The 15,587-nt window shown below is 54.8% G+C and carries 13 protein-coding genes; all 13 read left to right on the top strand.

The features are described 5' to 3' along the window. Positions 1 to 19: 19 nt before the first annotated feature. The 13 genes from JW953_17100 (at position 20) to JW953_17040 (ending at position 14,807) form a co-directional block, all read left to right on the top strand. Positions 20 to 253, top strand: coding sequence for a hypothetical protein (locus tag JW953_17100; GenBank protein MBN1994419.1), 234 nt, complete (start codon positions 20 to 22; stop codon positions 251 to 253). 146 nt (positions 254 to 399) lie between these two features. Continuing rightward, entirely contained in the window at positions 400 to 621 is a 222-nt protein-coding gene (locus tag JW953_17095; GenBank protein ID MBN1994418.1) for a hypothetical protein, read from the top strand. A 432-nt stretch (positions 622 to 1,053) separates the two neighbouring features. Further along, positions 1,054 to 1,311 carry a hypothetical protein gene (locus tag JW953_17090; protein MBN1994417.1) on the top strand — a complete coding sequence of 86 codons (258 nt, stop codon included), beginning with the start codon at positions 1,054 to 1,056 and terminating at the stop codon, positions 1,309 to 1,311. Positions 1,312 to 1,671: 360 nt separating this feature from the next. After that, a complete protein-coding gene (locus JW953_17085) occupies positions 1,672 to 3,867 on the top strand; it encodes an ABC transporter ATP-binding protein (protein MBN1994416.1) in 2,196 nt (731 codons plus the stop codon). A gap of 82 nt (positions 3,868 to 3,949) precedes the next feature. Beyond that, positions 3,950 to 5,056: a hypothetical protein gene (locus JW953_17080; GenBank protein MBN1994415.1), complete on the top strand. Its 1,107-nt coding sequence runs from the start codon at positions 3,950 to 3,952 to the stop codon at positions 5,054 to 5,056. Position 5,057: 1 nt separating this feature from the next. After that, entirely contained in the window at positions 5,058 to 6,014 is a 957-nt protein-coding gene (locus tag JW953_17075; protein MBN1994414.1) for a pentapeptide repeat-containing protein, read from the top strand. Continuing rightward, on the top strand, positions 6,015 to 7,103 hold the full coding sequence (locus JW953_17070) for a pentapeptide repeat-containing protein (protein ID MBN1994413.1): 1,089 nt from the start codon (positions 6,015 to 6,017) through the stop codon (positions 7,101 to 7,103). A 115-nt stretch (positions 7,104 to 7,218) separates the two neighbouring features. Beyond that, positions 7,219 to 9,372 (top strand): hypothetical protein, encoded by a 2,154-nt coding sequence (locus JW953_17065; GenBank protein ID MBN1994412.1) that lies wholly within the window; start codon positions 7,219 to 7,221, stop codon positions 9,370 to 9,372. A 244-nt stretch (positions 9,373 to 9,616) separates the two neighbouring features. Then, positions 9,617 to 10,384: a hypothetical protein gene (locus JW953_17060; GenBank protein ID MBN1994411.1), complete on the top strand. Its 768-nt coding sequence runs from the start codon at positions 9,617 to 9,619 to the stop codon at positions 10,382 to 10,384. A gap of 84 nt (positions 10,385 to 10,468) precedes the next feature. Further along, positions 10,469 to 10,675, top strand: a complete 207-nt coding sequence (locus JW953_17055; GenBank protein ID MBN1994410.1) for a hypothetical protein — start codon at positions 10,469 to 10,471, stop codon at positions 10,673 to 10,675. 55 nt (positions 10,676 to 10,730) lie between these two features. Then, entirely contained in the window at positions 10,731 to 11,207 is a 477-nt protein-coding gene (locus JW953_17050) for a hypothetical protein (protein MBN1994409.1), read from the top strand. Positions 11,208 to 11,231: 24 nt separating this feature from the next. Continuing rightward, a complete protein-coding gene (locus tag JW953_17045; protein MBN1994408.1) occupies positions 11,232 to 11,438 on the top strand; it encodes an NHLP leader peptide family RiPP precursor in 207 nt (68 codons plus the stop codon). Positions 11,439 to 11,498: 60 nt separating this feature from the next. Next, positions 11,499 to 14,807: a type 2 lantipeptide synthetase LanM family protein gene (locus JW953_17040; GenBank protein MBN1994407.1), complete on the top strand. Its 3,309-nt coding sequence runs from the start codon at positions 11,499 to 11,501 to the stop codon at positions 14,805 to 14,807. The last annotated feature ends 780 nt before the right edge of the window (positions 14,808 to 15,587 follow it).

The raw sequence follows: 15,587 nt of genomic DNA, 5'->3' as shown, positions 1-15,587 counted from the left end.
AACCTGTAGGAGATCACGGATGAACCATAACGCCTTGAAGCCTGGATTCCCCACTCATACCCACCTGTGTGCCGGCGTAATTGTGTACGGCACGCCAACCTGCTCGTGGACACGAAAGCAGCGCCAATATTTTGACAACAACAAAGTGCCGTACACGCTTGTGGACTGCGCCACAGAAAAATGCCCGGACTTTGTGGAAGGTTTTCCCACCATTGTCTGGACGGGCTACGCCGAAATTCCCCTCAAACCGTAACCATCATCAGCGCCGACGCAACCGACCAGAAAGGAGGTGAATGGGCAGCTTAAAACTTGCAGCAAAACAAATCGGCAACATGTAACAAGGGTTTCCCCCTTCGATATTTGGCGGGTAACATTATCATCATATTAAAGGAGGCAATAATGAAAGATATTTTGCATGTTCGCACCAACCTCAAAGCAGGCAAGGCAGGTGAATTATGTGGCGCAGGGTCAACCAAATGCATGGCCTACGATGACCAGGGCAATCCACGCACCGATCTCTGGGATTGTCATTGGAAATTGGCTAATGGCACGGAATGCGATACGGCCCTGTTACAACATGGCTATAATACATTCTGTGGATTTACCTGCCGGCAGTGTTAGCGCCTGGCCGCATTCTCGCAACGGGCTTTTAAACATAACAAATCCCACCAACGCGCAATGGCCGGTGGGATAAACAAGAATCCAAAGGAGACAAAATGAAAGACACGCTGTATGTTCGCACCAACCTCAAGGCAGGGTACGCCTGTGGGTTAACCGATACAAAGTGTTATGCCGCCGATGACAAAGGCAATGTTCGAAACCATCTTTGGAACAATTGCCACGCGCCTGAGGCAGGAGCCGGGGCTAGGTGTTGGGAAAAAGTGGGGGCAAGAAAAGGTTGCGGCTTTTCATGCCAAGTCTGCGATACGCCCTTCCCATAATAACGAGCCAACCAATTGCCATAACTTTATTGCGGGATGCGCGCGAGCGCGAGTTCGCCGCACATTCCAATAGACCGGTCACTGGAAAAATAGAACCATAAAGGAGTCAAAAATGAATGATATGATACGTGTGCGCACCCATCTCAAAGCGGGGGTGGTATTGCAAAGGGTTCTGGGGAAAACCGAATGCGGCGCTTTGGACACAAACTGCATTGCCATGGAACCCGATCCGCCTCCCAATGATAATTACAAACAACGTTCCGATATGTGGGATAATTGCAACTATAGCCTTGCCGGGGCAGGTAGCAAGTGCAAGTCGGCGTTGGGTCCCAAAGCAACCGAGCATGGCTACTGGTGTAAAAAGTGCTAGTTTGGCGTAATGCCAGGCTTACAACCGGGCTGAACCTCCGGTGTCACAGTGGCTCCACATAATCAGGCCAACAAAGAAATTAAAGGAGTTAAAAAAAATGAAAGAAACACTGCAAATTCGGACCAATCTTAAAGCAGGACGAAAGGAGAATCTGTGCCCTAAGTGGGACGCGAATCGCGGTTCATGGTGTTGCATTGCGCAAGATGCTGAGGGGAATGACCATCCCGAGGTCTACCCCCCTCATCAACCCGAAGGTGATTGGCCCCAAAACTGCTGGAATGCGCTTAAAGATAAAGGGCTTCTTACTAAGGGCTGGGCTTGTGTGAACCAGGGCTGTTGGTAAGCGCAAACGGATAACTCTTGATAAAAGATGAGCAACGCATGACCGGCGCGGCAGAACTGCAAACTATAACATGGCCAACCGCGCGGCTGGGCGAAGCAATCGAAGCGCTGGCCCGGCACGCCAATCTTTTGCCGCGCCCGGCCAATGCGCCCCCTGCGCCGGCCGGGCTGGCCAATGCGGATGAACATACGCTGGCCCAGTGGGTTGAACTGGTGGCCAATCAGCTTGATATTGAAGCGGAGCCGGTGGAGATCAACTATACGGATGTGGAAGCGTTTGTGCGCGGCGCGGCCCCGGCGTTGGTGGAATTGCCGCCAACGGATGCGGATACAGAAGAAAACTCGCGCTGGCTGATTTGCCTCAAAAACAAGGGGCAACGTATTACGCTTATCACGCCCGACTTTTCCACGCAAACGGTGGAGGCGCGCCTGATCCGGGACGCCCTTTGCCGGCCGCTCGAAACGCCGTTTATTGAAACAACAGAACAGGTGCTGGCGCAGGCGGGTGTGCCGGAGGAACGGCGCGCCCGTGTCCGTAAAATGATCCTGGCCGAACAACTGAGCGGGCACCAGATTGGGCATGGATGGCTGCTGCGCTTGTCGCCGGGCGGGCCGTACTGGCAACGGTTGCGTGAAACGCGCGTCATCCCGTTTGCTGCTATCATTGTGGGCCTGAGTTTGTTACGACAGGGTTTAACCGCGGTCACTTGGGTAATGATTGGGCGCGGCGCATTTGAGGGTCATTTCGATTGGGCATGGTTGTGGGCGTGGGCGTTGTTGACGCTGATGGATATCCCCTTGCAAATGTTGGTCAGCACAGCCGGGGCGCGGCTGGGGACAAATGTTGGCGGTGCGTTCAAAACAACGCTGCTCTATGGTGCGCTCAAATTGCATCCCGAAGAAATCCGCCACGAAGGTACCGGGCAGTTCCTCAGCCGGATCATGGATGCGAATGTGGTTGAATACGGCACGGTTGGCAGCGCGCTGACAATGGTGTTCTCAATTATCCAGGTGTTCACTGCACTGGCGGTGTTGCGGTTTGGCGCTGGCGGATGGGTGAGCGTAATAATGCTTGTGTTTGTTATTGTGGCAACAGTTGCGCTCGGTTTTGAGTTTTGGCGCGGCAACGACATCTGGGTAGACACGTACCGCCGCATGACGAATCATCTGGTTGAGCGAATGGTCGGGCATCGCACCCGCCTGGCACAAGAAGAAGCGGCCAGGTGGCACGTTGAAGAAGATGCGGAACTGGCGGGCTATACACAACTGACGGAACGTCAGACCCGCCTGGGCAACTGGCTGGCTGCGCTCCCCCGCGTCTGGATGATCCTGGGTCTGGCCAGCATCGTGGGCGGGTTTGTGGGCCAGATGGCATCGCCGGAAATCATTGCCGTTTCGCTGGGCGGTATTTTGATGGGGCAGCAGGCGTTGAACGCAATTAACACAAACATTCGTAGTTTTGTGTCGCTCACCAAATCGTGGCAGCAAATCAAACCGTTGTTTGAGGCGGCGAAAAGAGCCAACGATTTTGGTTTTGTGATTTCGGCTTTGGGATTTTCCAACCAGTTGCCTTCCAACGGCCATCCGCCATCCGAAAATTCTGCGCCGTTGATCACTATGCGCGATGTTTCGTTCCGCTACCAGGACCGGGGACGGCTTGCGCTCAACGAAGCGACACTGCACATCAACAATGGTGATCGTCTGCTGGTTGAAGGGCCGTCGGGTGGGGGTAAGTCCACGCTGGCGGCGGTGATGGCGGGCTTGCGCGTGCCTGAATCCGGGTTGCTTTTGTTGCGGGGCTACGACCGGGCCAGCGTTGGGCTTGATACCTGGCGCAAGCGGGTGGTTGTGGCACCGCAGTTTCACGAAAACCACGTTTTTACCGACACTTTTGGATTTAATTTGCTGATGGGGCGTCGCTGGCCGCCCACCCCCGAAGACGGCATAGAAGCACTTGAGATTTGTAATGAACTTGGTTTGGGCGAATTGATCGAGCGGATGCCTTCAGGGACGCAACAAATTGTGGGCGAAAGCGGGTGGCAGTTATCGCACGGCGAGCGCAGCCGCCTGTACATTGCGCGGGCGTTGTTACAGCGGGCCGACCTGATCATTCTTGACGAAAGTTTTGCCGCGCTCGACCCGGAGAATTTGGCGGGCGCGTTGCAGTGCGTGTTGAACCGCGCCCCAACGCTGCTGGTCATTGCCCACCCATAACGGAAAGGATGAAGGCAGAAGGCTTGCCTTGAGCAAAGCCGAAGGGATGAAGGATGAAACTTCATCCTTATAAAGGAGGAATATGTTACTTAATCAAACGCTTCAACTCATTACCGCCGGATTGTGGATTTTATTCGGCGTTTTCATCGTCGCGTACTTGGTTGTTGTGGTGCGTCGGCGCGGCCTTTGGGCGGCGCTGCGCGGGCTGATTACGCGCATAACCGTACTCTTTTTGCTGGTGCTTTTCATCATCACTTTTATCAACGCGAGCGCGGTTTTTATTGAGCCACAAGAAGTAGGCATTGTGATTTCGGTGCTGGCGCCGGATGGTTATTACGACCGCCCGCTGCGGTCGGGCTTGCGTTGGATTGTGCCCGTTTTGGAACAGGTCAAACGTTATCCAATTTACTGGCAAACGTACACCATGTCGTCGAAGTTGAGCGAGGGAGAAAAGATGGGCGACGATTCCATCACCGCGCGCACCTCAGATGGCCAGGAGGTTTCGCTCGATTGTTCGCTGATTTTTCAACTTGACCCCGAACAGGTGATGCGGATTCACATTGATTGGCAAGACCGCTACATTGAAGATTTTGTGCGCCCGGTAACGCGCGGCGTCATCCGCACGCTTGTGTCGCAATACACGGTGGACGAAGTGAACAGCAGCAAACGCCTTGACCTTGAACGCGACATCAACCAACAATTGCGTGACGTATTTGGCGACAAGGGTTTTGTGCTTGACCGTTTTATCTTGCGCAACATCATGTTTTCGCCTGAATACGCCACGGCTGTTGAGCAAAAGCAAGTGGCTACCCAGCAAATTGTTCAAAGTGAGCACAAAGCCAATACCATTCGCCGATTAGCCCAGGGTGAAGCGGACGCGATCCGCCTGAAAGCGCAGGCCGAAGCCGATGCCATCCGCCTGAAAGGGCAGGCCGAAGCCGATGCGTTTAGGGTAATTGCCGAGGCCCTGGCCAGAGACAAAGATTTGCTGACGTACCAGTACATTAACAAGTTGTCTCCCGCGATTCGGGTGATGCTTGTGCCAAGCAATACGCCGTACCTTTTGCCCCTGCCCGACCTCAACGCCAACGACACGCCGGCCATGACCATACCTATCACCGCCACCGTGCCCATCACCCCAACTGAACCCGTTACCGCCACGCAGCCGGTGACCACAACGGAGCAATGAGATGGCGACAGAGCAACGTTCCAGGTGCCTGGCCTTTTGCCTTTTTGCCTCGGTGATTGCGGCCTGCTCCTCCCTGCCGGCCGGTTGCCCGCCGGATTGTATGGGCGCGAACCTGATGAACCGGGGCCTGACGGCATACAATTTTCAAAACGCGCAGCTACTTGAAGCAAATTTGCGGCGGGCCAACTTAAGCGCGGTAAATTTGGCGGGTGCAGACCTGTCGGGCGCAAACCTGGCCGAAGCAAACCTGCGGCAGGCCGACTTAAAAGCCGTGCGGCTCATTGGCGCGGATTTGCGTAAAACAGACCTCGGCGAAGCGAATTTGGAAAACGCCGACCTGCGCGGCGCAAACTTAAATGGCGCGAATCTGGTCGGCGTGCAACTGATGGGCGTGACCCTGAACGCAACCGACCTGACCGGCGCAAAGATGAGCGGGTTGGACCTGCGCGGGGTAGACCTTGCCCCGGCATGGTTAGAGGGAACCCAACTGGCGGCAGCGGACCTCAGCGGAAACAATCTCAGCGGAAACGCCCTTAGCCGGGCCAACCTGTCAGGCGCAAATTTATCGGACGCCCAACTTTTGGCCGTTTGGTTTAACCTGGCCAACTTGAACGGCGCGGATTTGCGCAGGGCGATACTCAACGGCAGCGTGCTGTACGGCACAAACCTGGCTGGCGCAGATTTGCGCAATGCCCAACTGCGCGGCGTGATTTTGGTTGGCGCAAAATTGAACGGCGCGGATTTGCGCGGCGCGGATTTAAACGGCGCAATGCTGGTCTATGACCCCGCCACGTTTGATTTGGGCGATGCGGCCCGCGATACGGTTATTATCCAAATGAACGAAGGGGAGCGCGCTGCGGTTAATCACGACGCCGATTTGCGCGGGGCGCGCTATAACCACGCCACCCAATGGCCCTCCGGCTTTCGCGTGCCGGATGAAGCGACTCTTGAGGATTAGATGAAACAATTTTTTGCCTGCCTGTTCCTGTTGTTGGCGCTGGTCGGTTGCAGCACCCTGGCGCAAGATGACTGTCCGCCAAACTGTGAGGGGGTGAATCTGAGCAACAAGGAATTGGCCAATATTAACCTGAGCGGCGCGTCGTTGAGCAAGGCCTTAATCCACGATGCGAACCTGGCCAGCGCGGACTTGGGTGGCACCGATTTGAACAGCGCGGATTTGAGTGAGAGCAATTTGCATAGCGCCAATCTGCGCGGCGCAAATTTAATGGGCGCAAATTTACGCCAGGCCAGGCTCACGGGCGCAGACCTGACCGGCGCCGATTTACGCGGCGCAAATTTAACAAACGCGGTGCTGACAGGCGTTTTCCTCAAACAAACGCAAGTGACGGGCGCGTTATTTGATCAAACGCGCATGATTGGCGTGAATTTGGCCGGCGCGCAACTGGCCGGCGGCCACCTGGTTGGCGCGGACCTAAGCGGCGCGGACCTAAGTGGCGCGGATCTGGGCGGCGCAGACCTGCGTGGCGCCCTGTTGGCCTCAACCGATTTGCGCTACGCCAACTTGCGCGGCGCAAATTTGCAAGGCGCAAAAATGGTCGGCGTTAAGCTGGACGGGGCGGATTTAAGCGGCGCAGACCTCACCGACGCCGTGCTTGATGGTTCCAATTTGCCGCGCGCCAACCTGAACGGCGCACGGCTGGTACGGGCGGGACTGACCGGCTGCAATCTTGAGCGCGCCCACTTGGCCCGCGCCTATCTTGCTGGCGCGTACCTGGAAGGAGCAACGTTGACCAATGCCAACTTAAGCCACGCCAATTTTGCGGGCTTTCCGGACGTTATCGGCAAAGGCCCAGAAAAAAAATATTCGGCGGCAATTTTTAGCGGCGCGCTGCTCACCCACGCCAACCTGGTCAACACTAATTTGGCCGGCGTGCTGCTGAATGGCGCAGATTTGAGCGGCGCAGACCTGCGCGGCGCAACGTTGAGTCAAACCATAACCCTCAACGGCAAAGCGGTGGTCAAGGCGGCAAATTTGAACGGCGCGCAGTTGGACGCCGAAACGAAGATGCCGGACGGGTATAAATGACAAAACGCAAAACCTGATGCGTAAACTGTGATGGGGAATGAAACCCGATCTAAATATCCAACAGTTAGGTGGTTTAGAAAATTGACGCTACAGAAATAAAAAGGAGTTAGGACTTATGATTTTGAGCACTAACATTGTTACGCGTGCATTTGGGTTGATAATAAGCGCTTCTCTTTTACTTGGAAGCCAGCCTATTGCCAGGGCCCAAACAGACACCGTCCAAGCTTTTAATCTCCATCGGGGAGAGATGGCGAATTATGGGGCGACCCCCTGGTACACCGAAAATATCTCAGTTGGAACGAGTCAACTCCGATTCGCTCTGGATTCAGGCTCCAATTTTATTTGGGCCACATCAGATCTGTGTACTACAGAAGCATGCAATACACACAAAAAGGTCAATACCGCCCAACTTGATTTTACTTGGGTCAATACAACCACGGTCAAACGATCCTTTGGCCCGTGGGGGTCAATGAACACATGGACCGGCATGGTTCCCTTCGAGACCCCTTTCACCAGCATAGATATTCCGTTCTTTGCTTCTGTGGAGTATAGTGGAGAAAAGTTCCAATACCTGGCTTGGGAGGGGGGGGTGGGCTTTCCCTCCAGTAGCGATGCCGTGGCCGACGGGTCAGGATTTTATTTTCATTCCCTCTACGAGTCTGGAGCCATCGTAGAACCAACCTTTTCGGTTGTCACTTACCCGGAGACGGGAGAGGGCACTTTCTTTTTGGGAGGAGATGACCCGGCCCAATATGACGAGAGTTCGGAGATAGAGCTTCAACCAAATCGGACAGGAGAAGGTAAGTACCTCTGGGGAACCGACCTTTATGCTGCCCAACTCGGCGACACCTTGCTGCCATCTCTCACTAATTCACGTTTCTATCTGGATACAGGCTCTTCGGTATTCAAAGGAGACAGCGTTTATCTTATCCCCGTCATGACCCACTTGTATGATATCCGAGACGCTGCGAATGAGCGCATCTTTGAAAAGATATATGACACGGAGGGGAGATGGATTGGCCTGGTTTACGCCAATGGGGGAGACCCTACAAAGCACGCAGCGATACTGCCTGACTTCACTTTGACCATGGGGCAAAGTTGTGAAATGCAGGCGGGCCAGGCGGCCAAAATTTCGTTGAATGCCCAGCAGTACTCCTATTACGTCGAAGAAGGCGATCAGCAGGGTCAGTGGGTAGTGGCTTTCACGCCTCTGGATGGAGTCGGCGGGCTGCTTGTCGGTTCAACCTTCATGGATCTCATGTACACAACCTTCAATTACGTCGCTGAAGAAAACGGCGGTCTGACCCAAGGGAATATGTATCTTTACCAGAAAGCGACCGGCACAGGTCCATCGGCGCTGAGTTGTATTCCTCTTCCTGAGACAGCTATGGCGAACAGTCCTGTCACAGGAACATGGTATAACTCGTACTGCTCCCAGATGAATCTTGCAGTGAATTCTTCTGGAGAAATCAAGGGTGTTTATACTTCGCATACAGGCTCAACCGGATCTTCCAATATCGTCGGCTGGGTTGGCGCCGCCAAGAGTAACGCCAAAGTCAACACCTCAATCAACGCTACCCCGGTCAACCCTAACGGCATTCCGGTGGCCCTGGGTATCCAGTGGCGACTGATTAATCAACCGATTTCCGATATGGATGATAGCTGGCATTGGGTATCAACCTTTTCAGGGCAGTATCATCCGGCCCAAATCATATCTGTGAAAGGCCAGGATAATTATCTATTGCCTGAGACTCTGGAAATACTCAATGGTTTATTGGCAACAGCGAAGGTTCTGGGCTTGGCAGACACGGCGCCGAAAATGTGGCCCCAGACGCTCGAGTTTCACCGAACGCCACCTTCTTACTGCCAGCCGGTATCTCCTCCAGACCCCGTACCCTTTTCCGCCACGGCAGAGGATTTTGTCACCGGCTTATGGAGCAATCCAGATGGAGACGTTCTACACCTCAAGGCAGATATGGAGACCGGCCGCATTACGGGTAGCTACACGGCAAAGGCAACAGGCGATGAGTACCAGGTTACTGGCCTGATAGATGCCATCAAAGGGGATCTGCCAAACATTGTGGAGCAGGGGGTTGCCTTGACCATGTCTTCCAAAACGAAATTTGTTTTGTCCATGGCTGGCGGCGTTCTGTTTAGCGACTCTGCTACTATGATTATGTGGGAAGATAAGCTCACATCTACCACCTGGACGGATCGCTTCGTAGCATCAACTTTTGACAAGGTTATCTGGACCCGGCAGTCCGATTAAGAAATACGTATTTATACAAGAGATCGGACCTCAATGACAAAGGAATCACTGCAAAACACAATGCTTGAGACGGATCAGAACGCCCGCTTTGCGTGCATCTGGCTGCCCAACTCATCCGGTATACCGCGCTGAGGTAGTGTCCCATGACCGATCTCACCGTTAGGTAAGGATTCAGCGTGCGCCGCCTGAACATGGGCGATAGTAACCAATTATTGAATAAACCATTTAAGTATAGGAGGATAACATGTTGTGGCTTTTGATTTTATTGGTAATCATTGTGGTGCTGTGGTGGTATTTCAAACCCGTGTGGGCACCCAAACCCGACAAGGTGCAGGCCGAAGTTGAGAAGAGCTTTCGCCTAGCTGCCGACAAAGCGGGCAAGATGTATGAAGGTGTCAGTGGAAAATTAAAATTGCGCCGCGATAAAAGCGGGCTGGCTAAAAAGTTCAAAGAGTGGGTCGCCGAGGCGTCGCTGGATAAACAATCGCATCTGTACGAAGAACTGCCCCATGCCGCCGAAAGTTTTGCCGCCTGGCTGGCAAGTTTGACCCCGCAGGAAACCGAAGCATTCTGCGATAAAGTAGCCCGGTTCTGCGCGTCACTGGGATTTGACCTGGCCTGGCTGATGGACGATCAACTCAACGGCCAACCCGAACTCAAGCGGGCGATTGAAGAAGCGGTGGCGCTCTATAGCATTGCCGCATGGCGCGCCAGCAATGTGCAAAATGACGTACACGCTTTTTTAGCATTCCAGCAGTGGTTGGCCAACCCATCCAGGAATAAAGCGCTGGGGCAAAAATTGTATGGCGAACTGGTACGGCAGGGATTGGTGAAAGTCTCGCCCGACCTGTATCTGGCCCCGGAGAAGGAACGGACGGCGGAAGCGGTGAGCGCAGTCAAACAGGTAGCGGAAAACAAGCCGGCCGTGTTCAACAAGGTACTCGACGGAATCGTCAATCCCAAGCCAACCGCCCCAAAGGCAGAAACCAAAGCAACGCCCGCCAAAGCGTGAAAAAGAAATTCCAGTGAAAGCAGGCGAGGGCTCAGTTTTTTGCAAGAAAAGTGTTGAGCCTGGAATTTTTAAGGAGACAAACCGATGCAAGTCAAAACACAAATTCGGGCCGGTATCACCGGACAACAAATTTTGCGTGGCACGCGGAATGCGGCGGTAAACGTAGCGCATACCGTTGGCGCGGGTGCGGAAAAACTGGGATGCGGAGTGCGCGTGTGGTGGCAAAATCCGCAACATCGCGCCGCTCTCAACAAAGCATTTTGGTTCCCCCTCAAGCCGCCCTGGAGTTGAATCAGAATTCGACCATCCGTTTATTTAATACGAATATGCGATCATGGAGTAACGCATGTCCATTTCCTTTTCGCGCTCAACCCGCGCGCTGAATAACGATTCCTTTCGCCCCTCACTCCTGGGTTTAAGCATCACCATGCTGGTGCTGGCTGCATGGGGGGTGTGGTTTGTTTTTGCGCGCGTGTCGCTGTACGAGACGACCACGGAGGCGCAAATTGCGCCCGGTGAAGTTGTAGCCACATTCACGCCGGAGCAAATTAGGCGCATCCACGCCGGGCAGGAGGCGATAGTCAACATTCAAACCACAACCACCGCGCCCGCGCAGTCATTTCGCGGGGAAGTGATGGAGGTAGCAAACCGCACCCAGAATCGAATGGAAGCCAACACCGTGCGCCTGGCTGTGGTTGCAGCAAGCGAGTTGCCGCAAGAAGCAAGCCAAGTTGAAGTTCAGGTACAGGTAGAACAGATTTCACCATTGTTGTTTGTGTTGCGCACTGGCCAATCGCTGGCCCGTGTGGAACACCGCAATTGATATTACAATTCAAGAGGATGCCCTATGGAAATGCAAGAGATTATCACTCGCGCCTGGCAGGATCCTGAATTCAAGGAGTCGCTGCTGGCAAACCCCAAACGCACCATTGAAGATGCACTCGGCCTGACTTTACCGGCCGACATTGAAATTTTTATCCACGAACAAACACCAACAACGTTGCATCTGATTCTGCCGATGCAGCCAGACACAGGTGAAGAAACGAATCAATGATCCGTTGCCCTGCCCCCCTGCGACGTTGCAGGGGACAGGCAAAAAAAGGCAAGGATACCCATGGATAATCACAAACTCGCAACCGACCTCCGCACAATTGTTGCGCGCGCCAGTTTCATCGGCGAGCGTGCTGCCCCGATATTTGAGCCGGATTTGAGCGACGAAAAAACAATTACCACGCGCCTGGATGCCTGGGCAAAGGCGGTGGATGAGGAAGGCCAGCGCGAGGTTTTGCAGCGCGTGTGGGACTGGGATGGCGTCACCGCAGAAACCGCGCGGCGAATGGTTGCGCCCGTAACCCTGCGCGCCGACGCGCCCCTGCCCGAATGGGCGGAATTGTTGGGACAGGTGTTGACCACACCCATCGAAAACGATTCCCTCCCCTTCTTCCAAAAAGACGCGCCCATTGCATTCCAAGAAATCCTGCTCCCTTTTCTCCTGGTCTTTGAGCGCGCCATGCAAACCAGCCCCGGTTGGCAGCGGCTATCTGCCAACGCGCAAACCCAGGTGACGCGCAATCTCTTGATGACGCTGTCTCACCGTTCAGGCGAATCGCTGTATCTACAATTCAACGCCTTCCGCAATCGCCAGCCCTTTGGCCCGCTGGCCGTCATTGCCGTACAAAAGGGCAAGCCGCCCGGCGCCACTATGTATCAAAAATTCGTTGCGCAGATGCGCGACGGCGGCCTGCGCGCCATGCTGAACAAATACCCGGTGCTGGCGCGGGTTCTGGCAACGCTCACGTTATTGCGAATACGGGTGTTCCAGGAATTTTTGGCCCAGCTTGACGCAGATGCAGACGCGCTGTCCCACACCTTCAACCAGGGCGAAGCGGTGGGACAGGTCGAATCAATCACGCTTGGCCTCTCGGACGCGCACCGGGGCGGGCACGGCGTGTTTGGCCTCAAGTTTGAGTCCGGCTTGCAGCTCATCTACAAACCCAAAGACCTGGCCGCCGAAGCGGCCTACAACGATTTGCTAACCTGGCTCAACGCGCGCGGTGCGCCGTTGGAACTACGCCCGCTCATCGTTTTGAATCGCGGCGAGTATGGTTGGGTGACGTTTGCCGAACACGCTGCATGCGAGGACGAGGCCGCGCTCCAACGTTTTTACGCGCGCGTGGGCATGCTGCTCTGCCTCACCTACGCCCTCGAAGGCACGGATTGTCACTATGAAAATCTCATCGCCTGCGGCGAACAGCCGATTTTGATTGACCACGAAACCCTGTTCCATCATCGCGTGCCCGAAGAGGTGACAGACGAAGTGCGCGCCACGGCGATCTTTAAGGCGCTGGGAAAAACCGGGGAGTCGGTTTTGCGGGTGGGGTTGCTGCCCGGCTGGCGTATAGGCAAAGACAAAAAAATTGTTTACGACGTGAGCGGCCTGGGCGCATTTGGCGAACAACTGGTGCCGTTTCGCAGCGTCCGGCTGAAATATGCCAACACCGATGCGATGAACATGTCGCTTGAGCATGGTCAGTTAAAACCGGAGGGAAATGTGCCCATGTTGAACGGCGCGCCGGCCCGGCTGGAAGAGCATGTTGAGCAGGTGGTCAATGGCTTTCGGGCCATGTACGATTTTTTGCTGGCGCAGCGCGACGCGCTGCTTGCGCCCGACAGCCCGTTGCAGGCATTTCGCCGGGCCAATGTTCGATTTATTTTTCGGGCCACGCAGGTGTACGGCTCACTGCTCAAGCAAGCCATCCAACCGGCCTATCTATTCGACGGCGCGGAGTACAGCCTGTTTCTCGAGCGGATTGCGCGGGCGCATGTTCAGATAGAGACCAAACCGTCGTGCTACCCTATGCTGGCCTCGGAACGGATCGGGTTATACCAACTCGATATTCCCTTTTTTGTCGCGCGCACCGACAGCGCGGATTTGCAACTTGATCAACTTGATGCCGAGGCCTTCCAGGTTGAGGCGATAAAGAACTACTTTGAAGGCCCCAGTTTTGAACGTGCCGTGGCTCGCCTCCAATCCTTATCGCCGGAGGATTGCGGCTGGCAAGCCTACCTGATTCAAATCTCGCTCCGGGCGCGTGTGGCCGGTCAAGACCGGGACCAGGCTCCCGTGGTTTTGCCTTCCGCCGACGCGCCGGACTCGCCTGTTCCTACCCCTGCTGATGAACCGGTGTCTGAATTGTTTGTGACGCACGCGCTGGCCATCGCCAATAAACTACGCGCCGACGTCTTTTTGGGTGACAACGGCAGCGCGACCTGGCTGGGGCCGCAATACATCTCCGAGGTGAAACGGTATCAACTTTCGGCGCTTTCCTATTCGTTTTACGACGGCACGACGGGCGTGGGCTTGTTCCTGGCCGCGTTGGCCCGCATTACCGGCGATGACACGTGGCGAAACCTGTCCCTGGCCGCCTTCCATTCAACCCGCGAGGGGCTGAAAAAGGAATTTGACGACCTGTTTAGGCTGTCGGGATTGGGCGGCACTTCGGGCGTAACATGCCCGCTGTACCCGTTGGTGCGGAGCGGGCAATGGCTGGGCGACGAGTCGCTTATTGAAGACGCGCGCGCGGCGGCGCAAAAATTGACCCGCGAACAGATTCAAATTGACCCCATTCTGGACATCATCTCCGGTTCGGCGGGCGCAATCCTGGGCCTGCTGGCCGTGTATGAGGCCACGGGCGATATCGTTGCGCTTGAACGGGCGGTAGATTGCGAGGAGCACTTGCTCAATTCGCGGGTGGCCGCATTTACCGGGCATCGCGTTTGGAAAGGTATAGCGTCCCAACCGCTCACCGGTTTTTCGCACGGCGCGGCGGGGGGCGCGTACGCGCTGCAACGGCTGGCGCAGGCCAGCGGGCGCGCCGAATTTGACGCGGCGGCGGAAGAAGCCCTGGCCTACGAAAACGCTCTATTTGACCCGGCGTACAATAATTGGCCCGACCTGCGCAACAGTGTTGATGGTACATCGGCAGACCTGGCCCAACCGGAATTTATGAACGGCTGGTGTCACGGCGCGGCGGGCATTGGGATGTCGCGGCTGGGCAACCTGGCGCTGGCCGACACGCCAACGATTCGCCGCGACATTGAGGCCGCGCTCACGGTGGCGCGCCGGAGTTTGGCGAAGTCGGAACAATTAGCGGATCACTTGTGTTGCGGAAACCTGGGCCGGGTTGAATTGTTTGCCACAGCGGGACAGGCGCTGAGAAAACCGGAATTGATTGAGGAGGCGCGCGGGTACGCCGCGCAAATCATCGCCCACGCGGAACAGGACGGCGGTTTTCACTATGCCGCTTTTCTGCCGCGCGGGATATTCAGCCCCGGTTTTTTTCAGGGTGGTTCGGGCATTGGGTACGAGTTGCTGCGGCTGGCCTATCCCGAAAAATTGCCCAATGTATTGTTGTGGCAGTGAGTGAATACCGCAAGGTTAAAATTGAAGCGGTTAAAAAAATTTAAAGAGAAAGGTGGTGAAACACAATGAATGCGCACGATTTAATGAAAGCATGGGATAACGCCATAGCAGACGCGCGCGCGCGCATAACACGCGATGAGGAAACCAACTTTAAACAAATCTCCGGGATGCAGTTTAAGAGCGGTTTGCTTGCGGGATGTTTGCAATCGGGTCAAGATTCTATTGATTGCATGCAAACGTGGTTTAACTGCACCAACCGCGTGTTCACTTGCACGTGGCACAACTGTTAATCGTTTCCGGTAACCTGTGTCGCACCCGGAGGCGGGCCAAACAAACTTAGAAGAGAAAGGAGGTGAAACACAATGAACGCACACGATTTAATGAAAGCATGGGACAATGCCGTGGTTGATGCCCGCACGCGCTTTACGCGCGATGAGAAAACTAATCTCAAGCACGTTTCAGGAATGTTGCTCCAGAGCAGTCTTCGCGTGGGAGGTAAAACAGACACGTCACACACATACTGTCAGACGAATGCTTGTGCAGACACTTACTTTAATTGCACCAATCGCGTACTCACATGCACGTGGCACAATTGTTAGCAGCTATAAGTGATCTTGCAACCACAGAGCAACATAATGTTCACCCGGTTAAAAGGGATGAGTAAGCAAAACAAACTTATACTAAAAACAGAATGAACCAATACTTTTGTTAAGCGACAAGCTGAATGTCATTTCGAGGCCATAGGCCGAGAAATCTCCTTCTAAAGGTACGGTTTCGAGG

The organism is Anaerolineae bacterium (assembly GCA_016931895.1).
GTDB lineage: Bacteria > Chloroflexota > Anaerolineae > 4572-78 > J111 > JAFGNV01.
Note: the sequence above shows the minus strand (reverse complement) of the source record. Positions and strands in the feature narration are given on the sequence as shown.

What these genes read in the sequence shown, in the direction of transcription:
- JW953_17075 (MBN1994414.1), top strand. Translation starts at nt 5,058, where the DNA reads ATGGCGACAGAGCAACGTTCCAGGTGCCTGGCCTTTTGCCTTTTTGCC.
- JW953_17100 (MBN1994419.1), top strand. Translation starts at nt 20, where the DNA reads ATGAACCATAACGCCTTGAAGCCTGGATTCCCCACTCATACCCACCTG.
- JW953_17050 (MBN1994409.1), top strand. Translation starts at nt 10,731, where the DNA reads ATGTCCATTTCCTTTTCGCGCTCAACCCGCGCGCTGAATAACGATTCC.
- JW953_17055 (MBN1994410.1), top strand. Translation starts at nt 10,469, where the DNA reads ATGCAAGTCAAAACACAAATTCGGGCCGGTATCACCGGACAACAAATT.
- JW953_17095 (MBN1994418.1), top strand. Translation starts at nt 400, where the DNA reads ATGAAAGATATTTTGCATGTTCGCACCAACCTCAAAGCAGGCAAGGCA.
- JW953_17080 (MBN1994415.1), top strand. Translation starts at nt 3,950, where the DNA reads ATGTTACTTAATCAAACGCTTCAACTCATTACCGCCGGATTGTGGATT.
- JW953_17060 (MBN1994411.1), top strand. Translation starts at nt 9,617, where the DNA reads ATGTTGTGGCTTTTGATTTTATTGGTAATCATTGTGGTGCTGTGGTGG.
- JW953_17065 (MBN1994412.1), top strand. Translation starts at nt 7,219, where the DNA reads ATGATTTTGAGCACTAACATTGTTACGCGTGCATTTGGGTTGATAATA.
- JW953_17070 (MBN1994413.1), top strand. Translation starts at nt 6,015, where the DNA reads ATGAAACAATTTTTTGCCTGCCTGTTCCTGTTGTTGGCGCTGGTCGGT.
- JW953_17045 (MBN1994408.1), top strand. Translation starts at nt 11,232, where the DNA reads ATGGAAATGCAAGAGATTATCACTCGCGCCTGGCAGGATCCTGAATTC.
- JW953_17040 (MBN1994407.1), top strand. Translation starts at nt 11,499, where the DNA reads ATGGATAATCACAAACTCGCAACCGACCTCCGCACAATTGTTGCGCGC.
- JW953_17090 (MBN1994417.1), top strand. Translation starts at nt 1,054, where the DNA reads ATGAATGATATGATACGTGTGCGCACCCATCTCAAAGCGGGGGTGGTA.